Source organism: Oryzomonas japonica, assembly GCF_008802365.1.
Taxonomy (GTDB): domain Bacteria; phylum Desulfobacterota; class Desulfuromonadia; order Geobacterales; family Pseudopelobacteraceae; genus Oryzomonas; species Oryzomonas japonica.
The window spans coordinates 516,275-531,399 of the sequence record NZ_VZQZ01000002.1 but is presented as its reverse complement, the minus strand read 5'-3'; the positions used below and the strand labels follow the sequence as shown (position 1 = coordinate 531,399).

The following is a 15,125-nucleotide window of genomic DNA, read 5'->3' as shown; positions in this document are numbered from 1 at the left end:
TTTGTTTATTGCTTCGCCCTAAATCGCCACTCGCCGACATTCCCCTCGCATACCGCCGCAACACCCCGATCAGGATTGGCCGCCAGATGCCGCAGGATGGCGAAGACCTGCTCCACCGCCTCCGGCTTGCCGAGGCTTGCGGCGACCTCGTCCGCTGTCATGGGGTTTTGTCCCTTCCCAAGCAGTCCCACGATCTCCTTTTGCAGGGCTATGACCGCACCGGCAGCCTTTTTCCCCGCCTCGACCCCGGGCTGGTGGTAGGCGTTGACATTGATCAGGCTGGCGTACAGGCCGACGGTGCGCTCGAACAGGGCGATCAGGACGCCCACCGTAAAGGCGTCGATCCGCTCCACGGTGATGGTCATGGATTCGCGCCCCTTCTCGTACAGCGCCTGGCGGGTTCCCTGGAAAAAGCCGAACAGGAAATCTCCGCTGGTAATCCCTTCCTCCACCGGCACCGATGCTCCCTCGCGGTCGTGCAATACCTCCACGAAGGTCACGAAGAAGTTGGCCACCCCCTCGCGCAACTGCTGTACATAGGCGTGCTGGTCGGTGGCCCCCTTGTTGCCATAGACCGTCATGCCCTGGTTGACGATGTTCCCCTCCAGGTCCGCTTCCTTGCCGATGGACTCCATGATCAACTGTTGCAGGTAGCGGGAGAAGAGCAGCAGCCGGTCCTTGTAGGGGAGCATGACCATGTCCTTCTCCCCGCGCCCGTTTGTGGCGTAGTGCCACATCAGGGCCATGAGCGCGGCGGGGTTCTGTCGGGTCTCCGTCTGGCGGGTGACGGCGTCGCAGGCCGCGGCACCGGCCAGCAGGGCCGTGATGTCGAGCCCCTGCAGGGCTGCCGGGAGCAGGCCGACCGCAGAGGTCACGGAGGTCCGGCCGCCGACCCAGTCCCACATGGGGAAGCGGGCGATCCACCCTTCTGCGGCGGCGAGCCTGTCCAGTTCGCTTCCGGCGCCGGTCACGGCCACGGCATGGCGGGCGAACTCCAACCCTGCGCGCCGGTAGGCGGCCTGGGCCTCCAGCATGCCGTTACGGGTCTCCTTGGTAGAGCCGCTCTTGGAGATGACGACCGCCAGGGTGCGACCCAGGTCGTCCCCCAGTTCGGCGAACACCCGGTCCATGCCGTCGGGATCGGTGTTGTCGAGGAACGAGGGCCTCATCCGGTCGCCGGCCATGCCGAGGGCCTCGGCCACGAACTGCGGTCCCAAGGCCGAACCGCCGATGCCGATGATGAGAATATTTTTGAATGTTTCGTTGTTTTGAGATGTTATGATGCCGGAGTGGATGTGTTTGCTGAAGGTTTTGATCTGGTCAAGGGCCGACGCAATCTGGTCCCGAATCTCGCCGGTCGGAGCGAGGGCGGTGTTTCTCAGCCAGTAGTGCCCCACCATGCGCTGTTCGTCCGGATTGGCCACGGCGCCGGCCTCCAATTCCTTCATGGCGGTGAAGGCACGTTGCATGGACGGTTCCATGTGATCCGGAAACGCTTCAGGGAACCCCATGCGGCTGATATCCAGAGACAACCCCAGCTTCGGACACAAGCAGAGATGGGTGGTATAACGCTTCCAAAGTGTGGGATCGCCCATGATAACCTCCGGTTTTGGTCGTAAACGTCAGAGCCATTTTGCCCTGTCCACACCGTTTGTCAAGTTGCCAGACCGTTTGTCCTCTGATTTGTTGCGACCGGACAAAAAATATGCAGGGAATGCTTACTTTTATCTTGTAACATCACGGGGTTTTTATTAGGTTCAAGGCACGAGAGGCAGCGGCCCGTCACCTGACCCCTCTCCAGGGCAATCAGGATGAGGTCGCATCCGTTCTGACGGGATCGAATTCAGGATAGGGGTCTGCTATGAGTAAAACGTCCGCGACTGATACCTCCCTTCCGGCGTGCTCTGCCGAACGAGGTGGACACTTAACTGCAATACTGGATCTGGTGCAGTCCTGGACTGGACACGATTTCAGTTCATACAAGATCAATACCATCCAAAGACGGATCGAGCGGCGCATGGCGATGAACAATGCGCGTGAAGTTGCGGACTACCTTGCCCTCCTGAACGCGAACCCCCAGGAAGCCCATGACCTCTGCCGGGAGTTCCTGATTGGGGTGACCGGCTTCTTCCGCGACCCGGAGGCGTTTGCAATTCTTGGCCGAGATGTGATCCCGCGTCTCTTTGCGGGGCGGAATGCCGACGACCCGGTGCGCATCTGGCACCCCTGCTGCTCCACGGGTGAGGAGGCATACTCCATGGCCATCCTGATCAGGGAGTATCTGGAGAGCCAGAATCGTACCGCCGAGGTGCTGATCTTTGCCAGCGACCTGGACGAGGAGGCGCTTGCCCAGGCCCGGGCCGGGCAATACTCCGAGGCCATCGAAGCGTCCGTGGGGCCGGAGAGGCTCGCGACCTGGTTCACCAGAACGAACGGCGGCTATCAGGTGGTCAGGCACCTGCGTGAAATGGTGGTCTTCGCCCACCATAGCCTGATCAAGGACCCGCCTTTTTCCCGCCTCGACCTGCTCGTCTGCCGCAACGGCCTCATCTATCTCACCTCCGACATGCAGAAACGACTCATTCCCCTCTTCCACCACGCCTTGAAGCCGAAGGGGTTTCTGTTTCTGGGAGCATCGGAAACGATAGGCCAGCACACCGATATGTTCATCCCGGTTCATAAGAAGTGGAAGATCTTTCAGCGTCGGGAGAGCGGTCGGTCCGGCGAAACGGTCTTCCCTTTTTCCGTTCCCGTCCCCAAACCTGCCGGAGCGGTCCGCTCTTCGAAGGCTGCCCACGCCACGGAGGATGATACCCCCGCGGAGCGTGCCGAGAAGATGCTCGTGGAGCGTTATGCCCCTCCCTGGGTGATGATCAACGAAAAATATGAAGTGGTCCATGTCTCTCCCCACGCCGGCCGTTTCCTCGAAGTGCCTGTCGGCGAACCGTCCCGCGATATTTTGAAGATGGCGCGGAAGTCTCTGCGGCCGTCGCTACGGGCGTCGATCCATACGGCCTTCGGCGAACAGAGGCAGGTTGTCTTCCGGGGGGTGAAGATTGTTGACGGCGATGGGGAATCTACGGTCAATGTGCTGGTGGAACCCCTTGTTGCGGCATCTCTTGGCGTAACCCTGGCCATGGTGATCTTTGAACCGATACGTGCGCCCCTTACGGCTCCGCCGGCTCCCGGAGCCGAAATCGCTCCGGGCGACGACTCCTCCAAGGATGCCTTGATACGCCAGTTGGAGGAGCAGTTGTGCATCACCCACGAACAGCTCCAGGTCACCGTCGAACAACTCGCCACCTCAAGCGAGGGGTTCATGTCCTCCAGTGAGGAGCTCATCACGATCAACGAAGAATACCAGTCGATGAACGAAGAGTTGCAGGCGACCAATGAGGAACTGGAAACCTCGAAGGAGGAGTTGCAGGCGCTCAATGAGGAACTGCTTGGCGTCAACACCGAATTGCAGCAGAAGGTGGAAGAGCTCAATCGGGTTAACAGCGACATGGAAAATTTCTTCGCCAGTTCCGAGATCGCGGCCATCTTTCTTGACCGGCAGCTTGCCATCAAACGTTTTTCCCCCGCCATGGCCGCCATCTTCAGCCTGATCCCGGCCGATCTGGGCCGCCCCTTCCAACACCTGGCGGGAAAGCTCGACTGGCCGGCGCTTTCCCGTGATGCCATCAAGGTGCTGGGGGGGCATCCCATTGCCGAGCGGGAAGTCACCACCCTGAAAGAGGGGCGCTGTTACCTCAAGAGGGTACTCCCCTATCGTAACCACGAAGGAGTCATCAATGGTATCGTCATCACCCTTGTCGACATCAGCGGGCATAAAAAGGCCGAAGAGACACGGGCCCGGCTGGCGGCCATTGTCGAATCATCTGATAACGCCATTATCTCCAAGGGGCTGGACGGCCGTATCAGTACCTGGAACAGCAGTGCCGAACGGTTGTTCGGCTATCCGGCCAAAGAGGTCATCGGAAAGCCGATCTCTTTGCTCTTCCCTCCTGAGTTGTTGGCCGAAGAGGAGCAGATACTTGGTCAGTTGAAGGTGGGCGAGCGGATTGATCACCTGGAAACCGTACGTCTGGCCAGGGATGGGCGGCGAATAGATGTCTCCCTGACCGCCTCGCCTGTCAGGGACGCTTCGGGCCGCATTACCGGGGCATCACAGATAGTACGGGATATCACGGAGAGAAGGAAAGAAGAGGAACATGCGCGGCATCTCGCCTCGTTTCCACAATTGGATCCGCACCCGGTCCTGGAAGCGGATGCATCGGGCGGCATTGTCTTTGCCAATCCGGCCGCGCAACGGTTTTTGGAGACCGTTGGGCTGGCCGGGGAGGATGCCGTTCGTTTCCTCCCCCCGGATGTCAAGGAAATCCTGGAGGAGTGGGACGGGGCCACCGAGTCGACCCTGTATCGGGAGATTACCATCCAGGAAAGGGTCTTTGGCGAGACGATCCAATTGATCCCCCGTTTCAATGCTGTGCGCATGTATGCCCACGAAATCACCAAACGCAAGCGGGCGGAGGAGGAACTGCTCCGTGCCCACGACGAGTTGGAACACCGGGTCGCGGAACGCACCGAGGAGTTGGCTACGGCGCTGTCATCCCTGCGGAAAGAAACCAGCGAACGGCTGCACGCCCTGGAGGCCCTGCGTAAAAAGGAACAGATGCTCCTGCAGCAAAGCCGTCTGGCGGCCATGGGCGAAATGATCAACAATATCGCCCACCAGTGGCGCCAGCCGCTGAACGTACTGGGGCTCCTGGTTCAGCAGATACGGCTGTTTTACGGCATGGAACAGTTCAACCAGGAATTTCTGGACGAAACCGTCGGCAAGGCGATGGGATTGGTCAATCACATGTCCCAGACCATCGAAGACTTCAGAAATTTTTTCAAACCCGACAAGGAAAAGGTCGAATTTGCGATCCGGGATGTGGTTGTAAAGACCCTGGCGCTGGTAGAGGAGAGTTTCAAAAACCAGCAGGTTGCGGTTGAGACCCAGGCGAACGCCAACCCCATGGTTTCCGGCTATCCGAACGAGTACTCCCAGGCTCTGCTGAACATCCTGCTGAACGCCAGGGATGCGTTGCTGGACAAGCGCCCCGACGATGCCAAGGTTGTGGTGACCATAGGCATGGAAGAGGGGCGCTCCATTGTGACCATCACCGACAACGCCGGCGGCATTGCCGGGGACACCATGGGCAAGATTTTCGAGCCGTATTTCACCACCAAGGGGCCGGACAAGGGGACCGGGGTGGGGCTGTTCATGTCGAAAGCCATCATAGAAAAGAATATGAACGGCAGGCTTACGGCACGCAATATCGCCGATGGCGCGGAATTCAGGATAGAGGTTTGAACGGGTAGGGAAACCGGAACACAAAAAGGCGGGATTGCTCCCGCCTTTTTGGCGTGTAATTAGTATGTTACTAGCTATTTCTTAATGTTGTAGAACACGTCGTGTCCCCTGAACAGGGCCACGTTGTCCAACTCGTCCTCGATACGCAGCAACTGGTTGTACTTGGCAACGCGATCGGTGCGGCAGAGGGAGCCGGTCTTGATCTGGCCGGCATTGACCGCCACGGCCAGGTCGGCCAGGGTGGTGTCCTCGGTTTCGCCCGAGCGGTGGGAGATGACCGTGGTGTAGCCAGCCCGTTTGGCCATCTCGATGGCCTCCAGGGTCTCGGTCAGGGTGCCGATCTGGTTGAGCTTGATCAGGATCGAGTTGGCGATACCCTTCTGAATGCCTTCCTTGAGGATCTTGGGATTGGTGACGAACAGGTCGTCGCCCACGATCTGGATGCGCTTGCCCAGGCGCTCGGTCATCTTTTTCCAGCCGTCCCAATCGTTTTCGGCCATGCCGTCTTCGATGGAGACGATCGGGTACTTGTTGACCAGGTTCTCGTAGAAGTCGATCAGTTGGTCGGAACTTTTCTTTGGTTCGGCCTCGTTCTCCAGGGTATAGACGCCGTCCTTGAACAGTTCCGACGAGGCCACGTCCAGGGCCAGCAGCACGTCTTCGCCCGGCTTGTAGCCGGCCTTTGCGATGGCCTCCATGATGACTTCCAGGGCCTCTTCGTTGGATTTCAGGTTGGGGGCGAAACCACCCTCGTCCCCGACGGCGGTGTTGTAGCCTTTGCCTTTGAGCACGGATTTGAGGGCGTGAAAGACCTCGGCGCCCATACGCAGGGCACTGGCGAAGTTTTTCGCCCCGGCCGGCATGATCATGAATTCCTGGATATCAACATTGTTGTCGGCATGGGCGCCGCCGTTGAGGATGTTCATCATCGGCAACGGCAGTTCGCGGGCGCCGGCGCCGCCGATATATTTGTACAGCGGCTGTCCCGCCTCCTCGGCGGCCGCCTTTGCCACTGCCAGGGACACGCCCAGGATGGCGTTGGCGCCCAGGTTGCTCTTGTATTCGGTGCCGTCCAGTTCCAGCATCTTCATGTCGATGCCGATCTGGTCGTCGGACTCCATGCCGACAATCTCGTCGGCGATCTGATTGTTGACGTTGTCCACCGCCTTGAGGACGCCTTTGCCCAGGTACCGGGACTTGTCGCCGTCGCGCAGTTCGAGGGCCTCACGTTCGCCGGTTGATGCACCGGAGGGAACGGCGGCCCGCCCAAAGGCCCCGGATTCGAGAAACACCTCCACTTCCAGTGTCGGATTTCCGCGGGAATCCAGGATCTCCCGAGCGTAGACATCTACGATTTCACTCATTGCTGCCCCCTTGCATGGAATTAGTTGGTATGGAGATACGTTGTCTCCGTAAACACAAAACACTATTTCTATATCACATTACTTCCAATAAATACAGACATGCCGGGAAAAAATGTGTGGCTGCTCAGAAATATCCCCATCGGTTCGGCATACAGATATTCACATTACGTTGTAATAATGGTATGAAATAACCTCGCCATTGTTTGCGGATGGAATCCCCCTGATTAGTGGAGAAGGCATTCATGCCGTCAGATTCCCTGGATCGTCTCACCATCGACAAATCCCGCCCGTCCTCTCACAAACGGGGCGCGGGCAAGCGCACGCGTCTTTGGGTCGTCGTTTTCGCCGTGATCGTCGCCGGAGTCGTACTGCTGGCAGTGCAGAGGCGCTCCGTCTCCATCGAAACCACCAACGTCTCCCAGGTATTTCCGACCCAGTCATTTACCCTGTTGAATGCAAGCGGATATGTGGTGGCCCAACGGAAGGCGGCGGTGGCCGCCAAGACCACCGGCCGGTTGGAATGGCTGGGGGTCGAGGAGGGAAGCCGGGTTACGACCGGCCAGGTTATTGCCCGGCTGGAGAACAAGGACCTTGAGGCGGCCGTGCGGCAGAACGAGGCAGCCGTCCAGAACGCCCGGTCTGCACTTGACCAGGTCAAAGCGGAACTGGTCGACGCCAAGCAGGCGTTCCTGCGTGAGAAGGAGTTGCTGAGCCAGGGGATCGTCGCCAGGTCCGAATACGATGCGGCCTACGCGCGCTACAAGAAGGCCGTTGCCGGCGTCGCGGGTGCAGAAGCCGGCGTCCACGTTGCCCTCGCCGCGCTACGGGGGGCGACCGTAAACTACGATTACAGTCTGATCCGGGCGCCGTTCGATGCCGTTGTTTTGACCAAGAATGCCGATGTGGGGGACATCATCACCCCCCTGGGGGCGGCGGCAAATGCCAAGGCGGCCGTGGTGTCCATAGCGGATCTCGGTTCGCTTGAGGTGGAGGCCGATGTCTCCGAATCAAACCTGTCGGTGGTGAAGGCGGGGCAGCCCTGCGAGGTTACCCTGGATGCGTTGCCCAACACCCGGTTCCGCGGCGTCGTGCACACCATCGTCCCAACGGCCGACCGCACCAAGGCCTCGGTCATGGTCAAGGTGCGCTTTGTGGACACCGATCCCCGCATCTTGCCGGAGATGAGCGCAAAGGTTGCCTTTCTGGAGCGGGAGGCCCACAAGGCGGACCAGCGGCCACGCATCGCCGTTAAACCGTCGGCAATCGTCGCCTCCGGCGGCCGTCAGGGGGTCTATCTCGTCACGGGGGATCGCGTGGTCTTCACGCCGATTACCCGCGGCGCCCCGCTGGGCGATCTGGTGGAGGTCGACGGGGTGAAGTCCGGCGATAAAGTTGCGCTCAAGCCCTTGGATAAACTGAAGGATGGGGTCAGGATTCGCCTGGCCGGGGAAAAATAAGAAATGGCCGACTCCGGGGAACGACGGATCGTCGTCAGTATCCGCAACGCAGCCAAGTCCTACCTGCGAGGCAGCCAGGTGGTGCCGGTCCTGGAGGATCTCTCCTTCGAGATCTTCCATGGGGAGTTCCTGGCGCTGATGGGGCCGTCCGGGTCGGGCAAGAGCACCCTGCTCAACCTGATCGCCGGCATCGATTCGGTGGACAGCGGCTCTATCGTGGTCGATGGCGTGGATATCGCCACCCTGGGGGAACGGGAACTTGCCGACTGGCGCGCGGCCCACGTCGGCTTCATCTTCCAGTTCTACAACCTCATCCCGGTCCTGACCGCGTTTGAAAATGTGGAGTTGCCGCTCCTTCTGACGCCGCTCGGCCGCCGCGAACGCCGGGAGCATGTGCTGGCCGCACTGGAGGTGGTCGGCCTGGCCGACCGCATGGAGCATTACCCCTCCCAGCTTTCGGGCGGCCAGCAACAGCGGGTCGCCATCGCCCGGGCCGTGGTGAGCGACCCCTCCATCCTGGTGGCCGACGAGCCGACCGGCGACCTGGACCGGGTTTCCGCCGAGGAGATCCTGCACCTGATGGCGCAACTGAACAGCGCGTTCGGCAAAACGATCATCATGGTCACCCACGACCCTCGCGCCGCCGAAAAGGCCCACACCGTCAGGCACCTGGAAAAGGGCGTGCTCAGCGATGTTCCTTCTTAAGCTGCTTACCAGGAACGCCCTGCGCCACCGTTTGCGCACCGGGCTCACCATACTGGGGATTACCATCGCCATCCTGGCCTTCGGCCTGCTGCGGACGGTGGTCAGCGCCTGGTATGCCGGGGTCAACGCCTCGTCGGCCGCGCGGCTGATCTCGCGCAACGCCATCTCCCTGACCTTTTCCCTGCCCCTGTCCTACCTGGAGCGGATCAGGCAGGTGGAGGGGGTCAAGTCGGTTTCCTACGCCAACTGGTTCGGGGGCATCTATATCACGGAAAAGAACTTTTTCCCGAATTTTGCCGTGGAGCCGAAAAGCTATTTCGAGTTGTATCCCGAATTCGTGCTCTCTCCCGAAGACAAACGGGCATTTCTGGCCGACCGCAAGGGGTGCGTGGTCGGACGGAGGCTGGCCGAGCGCTTCGGGTGGAAGGTGGGCGACAGCATCACGCTCAAGGGCACCATCTTTCCGGGAACGTGGGAATTCGTCCTGCGCGGCATCTATCGCGGCGCGGAGAAATCGACCGATGAGAACCAGTTCTTCTTTCAGTGGGACTATCTGAACGAAACCCTGAAGAAGACGGCCGCGCGTCGGGCCGATCAGCTCGGCGTCATCATCTTGGGGCTGAAAAACCCGCAAACGGCGGCGGAGACCTCCCTGGCGGTGGATGCGCGGTTCAAGAACTCCCTGGCCGAAACCCTGACCGAGACGGAAAAGGCCTTCCAGCTCAGCTTCGTCTCCATGACCGAGGCTATCGTGGTGGCCATCCGCATCGTGTCGTACGTGGTGATCGTCATCATCATGGCGGTGGTGGCCAATACCATGGCCATGACCGCCCGGGAACGGATCGGTGAGTATGCCATCTTCAAGGCCATGGGCTTTCGCGGGTACTACATTGCCGGCATGGTGTTCGGCGAGTCGCTGTTTATCTCCATGACCGGCTGTGCTGTCGGCATCGTCCTGACCTTTCCGGTGGCCGCCAGGTTCGGCAAGATCATGGGCGCGTTCTTCCCCGTTTTCCAGGTCGAGCGTTCAACCCTGTACCTGGATGTGGCCTTCTGCCTGGTGGTCGGCCTGGTGGCGGCCGTCTTTCCCACCTGGCGGGCGGTCAGGATCGGGATTGCCGACGGCTTGCGAAGAATCGGATAGTTTCCGTCCGGAAAGGGTTCTTTTTCGCCCATGCGGCGTCAATCTTCGGCCTTGCTTGTGACTTCGGCCGTGTCGGCCTCACCCTTCGGGCGCCTTCGCGGTCCAATTTTGCGAGCAAAATTGTGCGGTGTACTGATGTACGCCTCCGCGCAATCCCTCGATTTCCTTGCCTGGACAAAAAACTCCTCCTTTCCGAATCGGAAACTGGATACATATAAATAAGCAGAGTCCTCTCTGATGACGAGGTATATCCATGAAAACCAGAATATTGATCGTCGACGACGAACTGAGTATGCGCGAATTCCTTGCGATCCTGCTGGAGCGGGAGGGGTACGAGGTGGTGGTGGCGAGCAATGCCGAGGAGGCGCTCCGGCAGATTGGCGGTTCCTTGTTCGATCTGGTCATTTCGGATGTGCAGATGCCCGGCCTGAACGGTATCGAATTGCTGGCCCGGATCAAGCAGGCGACCCCGGACACCGCCGTGTTGATGGTGACGGCATTTACCGCCGCGGAACAGGCGGTGGAGGCCATGAAGCTGGGGGCCTACGACTATATCTCCAAGCCGTTCAAGAACGAGGAGATCAAGATCCTGATCAGCAAGGCCCTGGAGAAACAGGGGCTGAAGCGGGAGAACACCATCCTTCGGCAGGAGGTTGCCCAGCGGGACGGCTTTTGCGGGATCATCGGCAAGAGCGCCAAGATGCGGGAGTTGTTCGACATGATCCAGAAGGTCGCCCCCAGCCAGAGTTCGGTGCTGATCCTGGGGGAGAGCGGCACCGGCAAGGAGTTGGCGGCCCGCGCCATCCACGGGTGCAGCCCGCGCAAGGGCAAGCCGTTCGTGGCGGTCAACTGCGGGGCTATCCCCGAATCCCTGATCGAGAGCGAACTGTTCGGCCACAAGAAGGGCGCCTTTACCGGCGCGGTGGCCGACCGGCCCGGTCTTTTCGAACAGGCCGACGGCGGGACGCTCTTTCTGGACGAGATCGGCGAACTGCCGCTCCTTTTGCAGACCAAGCTGCTGCGGGTCCTGCAGGAACGGGAATTCCGGCGGGTAGGGGACGCCAAGGTGCTCAAGACGGATGTGCGCGTCTTGACCGCCTCCAACCGCGATCTGGATGAAGACATCAAGGGTGGGGGCTTCCGCGAGGACCTCTACTACCGCATCAATGTGGTGCAGATCGTCATGCCGCCGCTGCGGGAGCGGATCGAGGATATCCCGCTCCTGGTGGAGCATTTCTGCCGCAAGCTCCATCCCGACGGCCAGACAACGGTTTCTCCCGGCGCGCTCAAGGCGCTGATGAATTACCCGTTCCCCGGCAACATCCGCGAACTGGAAAATATCGTCGAGCGCAGCCTGATCCTGGACAGCGAGCTCATTGCCGAAGGGAGCCTCCCGAAGCAGGTGATCGCCGGCAGGGCGCCCTGCCTGAGCGCGGAGGTCGCGATCCCCGACGAGGGGATGTTCCTGGAACCGCTCTTGGATGATCTGGAAAAACGCTACCTCCTGAAGGCGCTGGAAAAGACCGGCGGCGCCAAGAAAAAGGCGGCGGCGCTGCTGGGGATGACGTTTCGGTCGTTTCGGTACCGGTTGACGAAGTTGGGGATGGATAGCGGGGGGGAGTGACAATTATTGTCAGGTTTGGTGACGTGTTTGGCTCTGGTCCAGGCAATTGTATTCTGGTAATGTTGAAAAATATTCGTAGTATCAAGTTGTTATGGTTGTTTTGAAACTGGCCTTTGATTTGCAGTGATAATTCTGAATTGATTGTTACTTGATCTGTAAAGTACACAAAACAACGAAAGGAGAAAGACATGCTACAAAAAATGAGAAACAGAAAAGGCTTCACCCTGATCGAACTGCTGATCGTTGTTGCGATCATCGGTATCCTGGCGGCCATCGCCATCCCGCAGTTTTCCGCCTATCGTGCCAAGGCCTACAACTCATCTGCCAACTCGGACTTGAAGAACCTGAAAACTGGTATGGAAGCCTATATGGCCGATAATCAGGAATATCCAGTAGTTGCTTCGTATCAATAATAGTCGATTTATAGAAAGGAGTAATGATATGAAAAAAACAGTTGTTTTTGCCGTGATGGCTCTATTGTCAGCATCTTCAGTATTTGCTGCAAGCACGAAGATTGACCTTGATATTAGCAGTACTGGAAAATCTGGTTTATCTCTTTATGGTGGGAAAACCGGCGTAACGATATCCCCGGGTGCTGCGGGAACAACCCTGATTGGCAAGACTTCGACCGGCGTTGGTCTTGGTGCTATAACCGACACCCCGGGCTATGCTCTTGAGACCCAACACAAGAACGGCACCAAAGCCTATGGTTCTGCCTATGACAGTACTTCCATCTACCAAAAGGACGTAACTGCCGGAACTTCTGATACTAGCGGTTATTCGAAGACAGGTTCGGATGCGTTTGGAACCGGTTGGACAACAATGTAGTTGGTAAAACTACCGCATCAACTTAAGCGGGGTGTTTCGGCATCCCGCTTTTTTTTGGGAATTCCCATGAATAGCCAAATAAACATTAGCAATCGCACCTGTATCCTGCTCCTTTCATTTGTTGTGCTTGGAATATATTATCCTGTTATCTTTGCTACGCTAAATTCCGTTGATGATCCGGGGATGTATGATTATCTGTTGAATACGGATAATTTTACCCTGCACAGCATTTTTGCTTCCGGCAGCAGTAACTATTATCGACCTGTTCTGGTTCTATCGTACATGATGGACAAATATGTATGGGGCCTTGAAATTAGTTTCATGCATCTTGAAAATGTCGTTTTGCATCTTATCAATACATTGATGGTATATGCCATCGCCTGCAGGTATTCGGCTCAACAGGGCATTCGCTCTGAAATAGTGGCGTTTATAGTGGCACTTTTCTTTGCCATTCATCCCATCAACACTGAAGCTGTTGCTTGGATTGCCGGCAGAACCGATTTGCTGGCAGGATTTTTTCTATTCCTCTCCGTCTGGTTGCTTGCACAGAAATGCAGAAACCTTATGGTGTCGGCATTGGCTGCATTGTGCATGCTGATTGCCTGTCTTGCCAAGGAAACGGCAATTTTTTTCCTGCCGGCAGCAATAATCCTTCCTTTTTTCAACTCTGAAAATGCGGACACCAAGCCTCCTCTGCGGGCCACTCTCATCAATAACCTGCCGCATGTACTTACGTTTCTCGGTGCCGGCGCCGTATATTTTTTCTTTCGGACGGGTGCATTTTCTCACTCTGATGCTGGTGTGGCGCAGGTTTTCAACCACATTGGGGGGGGGGAGAGTGTTGGTCTGCTTGAAAATACACGCCTCGTTCTAAAGGCGGCCGGATTCTACCTGAAAAAGCTTTTCTTTCCGTTCCCGCTCAATTTTGCAATCACTCATGTCTCAGACCTCTATATACCATTGGGCTTCCTCGTGTTTGTTGTGGCGTTATTGTTGATGAGCCGACGTACGATAATAGCCTTTTTGTTTGCATGTGCGGCCGCAATCGGCTCCTCAGCCCTGATGATCCCGCTCCTTAAGCAGACCTGGACGCCGCTGGCAGAGCGATACATGTACATACCGCTAGCCTTTTTTCTCATGGGGCTGGTATTTGAAATCTATCGATTTGGAAAGCAAATTCGGTATCAACCGCTCCTCACAGGTGTGGTTGCCTCAGTAGTGTTTATTGCTATTTACGGCACCACCAGTCGTGCCATCCTATGGCAGGATAATCTGGCCCTCTATCAAGACACATTACGGAAATCTCCTGATTTCATAGTCGCTCAAAACGAGATAGCCAATGCGCTTTATGCGCGTGGAAGAAATAAGGAGGCTGACGCGATCGTTACCTCCTTGCAATTGCCTGCGGAACTTAATAATCGACAATATGGGTTTATGAGCAAGGCTGATGAAAGAATAAAAAACGGAGATTTTATAGGGGCAAGGGCAATAGTCAACCAGGCATTAACGGATCCTGGTAAGCATGAGGTGGAACTTTTGGAGAAGGTGCTTGAAATTGACAAGTTTCAACTCATGGCGAAAAAATCAACCGCTCTTGAACTCTATCCCGGTTCTGTTAAAACCTTAACCCGCTTGATAGACCTTACCGCCGCCCCATTTTATTCATACCGCCTAGGGATTGTTTATATGCAGGCAGGTGAGAGGCAGAAAGCCCTTACGGCTTTTACCACCGTTGTGCGAACCGCTCCTCCTACCGCATATTACCGCGCGCCGGCAGAAAAACTGGCAAAAGAACTTGCGAAGTGATATTTTAACGTTTTCATTCAGAAGATAATAAGGACTGGGGCATGACGACGATTATTGGCATTACTCTTAAAGGTATCTTTCGCGACCGCGTATTCCAGGGCATAATGGTGACGGCATGTGCATTCGTGCTAATCCCTGGCCTTGCTACACTCTCCATGCGCCAAGTGACGGAGCTGTCCCTGACCCTGACGCTCTCCCTGATTTCATTCATCATGTTGATGCTGTCGGTTTTTCTGGGCGGTACGTCGCTTTGGAAAGACATTGAACGCCGCTACACCTTCAGCGTGCTGGGGTTGCCGCTCTCACGGCAGGGTTATCTGCTGGGGCGATTTGGCGGCACAGCTCTGTTTCTGTTGCTGGTGGCGGTTGTGCTGGGTATCGCCGCTGGTGCGGTCGTTGCTTTCACCGCTTCCGTTCATCCGCCCGATAGGCCGATTGTCTGGGGGACGGTGGCGCTGTGCATTCTGTTTGACGTCTTAAAATACATCTTGCTGATCGCGGTGGCGTTCCTGATTTCCACGGTCAGCACCTCCTTCTTCCTGCCTGTTTTTGGCACGATTGCCACCTTCCTGGCTGGAGGTGTTACGCAGCAGGTCTATGAGTATATCCATTCACCAGCCTCGAAAAATCTCTCTCCCATAATGAAACAGCTTGCCACCGGACTCTATTACCTGCTGCCAAATTTCAGCGCCTTTGATCTGAAGGTCAATGCAATCTATGGACTTCCGGTCCCTGCCAACGGATTGTTTCTGACCGTGGCTTATTTTGTTGTCTATGTGGGGCTTCTGCTATCCTTCTCCGCCGCCATTTTTTCGCGGCGGGAAATGAGATGATC

The 15,125-nt window shown here is 57.3% G+C and carries 11 protein-coding genes; 9 read left to right on the top strand and 2 right to left on the bottom strand.

The window, feature by feature from the left end:
• Positions 1-5 precede the first annotated feature (5 nt).
• Positions 6-1,595, bottom strand: a complete 1,590-nt coding sequence (locus F6V25_RS05690; protein ID WP_151127632.1) for a glucose-6-phosphate isomerase — start codon at positions 1,593-1,595, stop codon at positions 6-8.
• Positions 1,596-1,861: 266 nt separating this feature from the next.
• Here F6V25_RS05690 and F6V25_RS05685 point away from each other — a divergent pair, with 266 nt between their 5' ends.
• Positions 1,862-5,362 carry a CheR family methyltransferase gene (locus F6V25_RS05685; protein ID WP_151127631.1) on the top strand — a complete coding sequence of 1,167 codons (3,501 nt, stop codon included), beginning with the start codon at positions 1,862-1,864 and terminating at the stop codon, positions 5,360-5,362.
• 74 nt (positions 5,363-5,436) lie between these two features.
• On the opposite strand, the gene eno is transcribed toward F6V25_RS05685, so the two are convergent.
• Positions 5,437-6,726, bottom strand: a complete 1,290-nt coding sequence (gene eno, locus F6V25_RS05680; protein ID WP_151127630.1) for a phosphopyruvate hydratase — start codon at positions 6,724-6,726, stop codon at positions 5,437-5,439.
• Positions 6,727-6,968: 242 nt separating this feature from the next.
• On the opposite strand from eno, the gene F6V25_RS05675 reads away from it, so the two are divergent.
• From F6V25_RS05675 to F6V25_RS05640, 8 genes are all read left to right on the top strand, one after another.
• Positions 6,969-8,183 (top strand): efflux RND transporter periplasmic adaptor subunit, encoded by a 1,215-nt coding sequence (locus F6V25_RS05675; protein WP_151127629.1) that lies wholly within the window; start codon positions 6,969-6,971, stop codon positions 8,181-8,183.
• A gap of 3 nt (positions 8,184-8,186) precedes the next feature.
• Positions 8,187-8,888 carry an ABC transporter ATP-binding protein gene (locus F6V25_RS05670; RefSeq protein WP_151127628.1) on the top strand — a complete coding sequence of 234 codons (702 nt, stop codon included), beginning with the start codon at positions 8,187-8,189 and terminating at the stop codon, positions 8,886-8,888.
• The gene (locus F6V25_RS05665; RefSeq protein WP_151127627.1) at positions 8,875-10,032 is read left to right on the top strand and encodes an ABC transporter permease; all 1,158 of its coding nucleotides are present in this window, start codon (positions 8,875-8,877) and stop codon (positions 10,030-10,032) included. The genes F6V25_RS05670 and F6V25_RS05665 overlap by 14 nt, the downstream gene beginning before the upstream one ends.
• Before the next feature lie 253 nt (positions 10,033-10,285).
• Positions 10,286-11,656, top strand: coding sequence for a sigma-54-dependent transcriptional regulator (locus tag F6V25_RS05660; protein WP_151127626.1), 1,371 nt, complete (start codon positions 10,286-10,288; stop codon positions 11,654-11,656).
• A 188-nt stretch (positions 11,657-11,844) separates the two neighbouring features.
• Positions 11,845-12,069, top strand: a complete 225-nt coding sequence (locus F6V25_RS17385; RefSeq protein WP_151127625.1) for a type IV pilin protein — start codon at positions 11,845-11,847, stop codon at positions 12,067-12,069.
• 28 nt (positions 12,070-12,097) lie between these two features.
• On the top strand, positions 12,098-12,484 hold the full coding sequence (locus F6V25_RS05650; RefSeq protein ID WP_151127624.1) for a hypothetical protein: 387 nt from the start codon (positions 12,098-12,100) through the stop codon (positions 12,482-12,484).
• A 66-nt stretch (positions 12,485-12,550) separates the two neighbouring features.
• The gene (locus tag F6V25_RS05645; RefSeq protein ID WP_151127623.1) at positions 12,551-14,290 is read left to right on the top strand and encodes a hypothetical protein; all 1,740 of its coding nucleotides are present in this window, start codon (positions 12,551-12,553) and stop codon (positions 14,288-14,290) included.
• 41 nt (positions 14,291-14,331) lie between these two features.
• Positions 14,332-15,123 (top strand): ABC transporter permease, encoded by a 792-nt coding sequence (locus F6V25_RS05640; RefSeq protein ID WP_151127622.1) that lies wholly within the window; start codon positions 14,332-14,334, stop codon positions 15,121-15,123.
• The last annotated feature ends 2 nt before the right edge of the window (positions 15,124-15,125 follow it).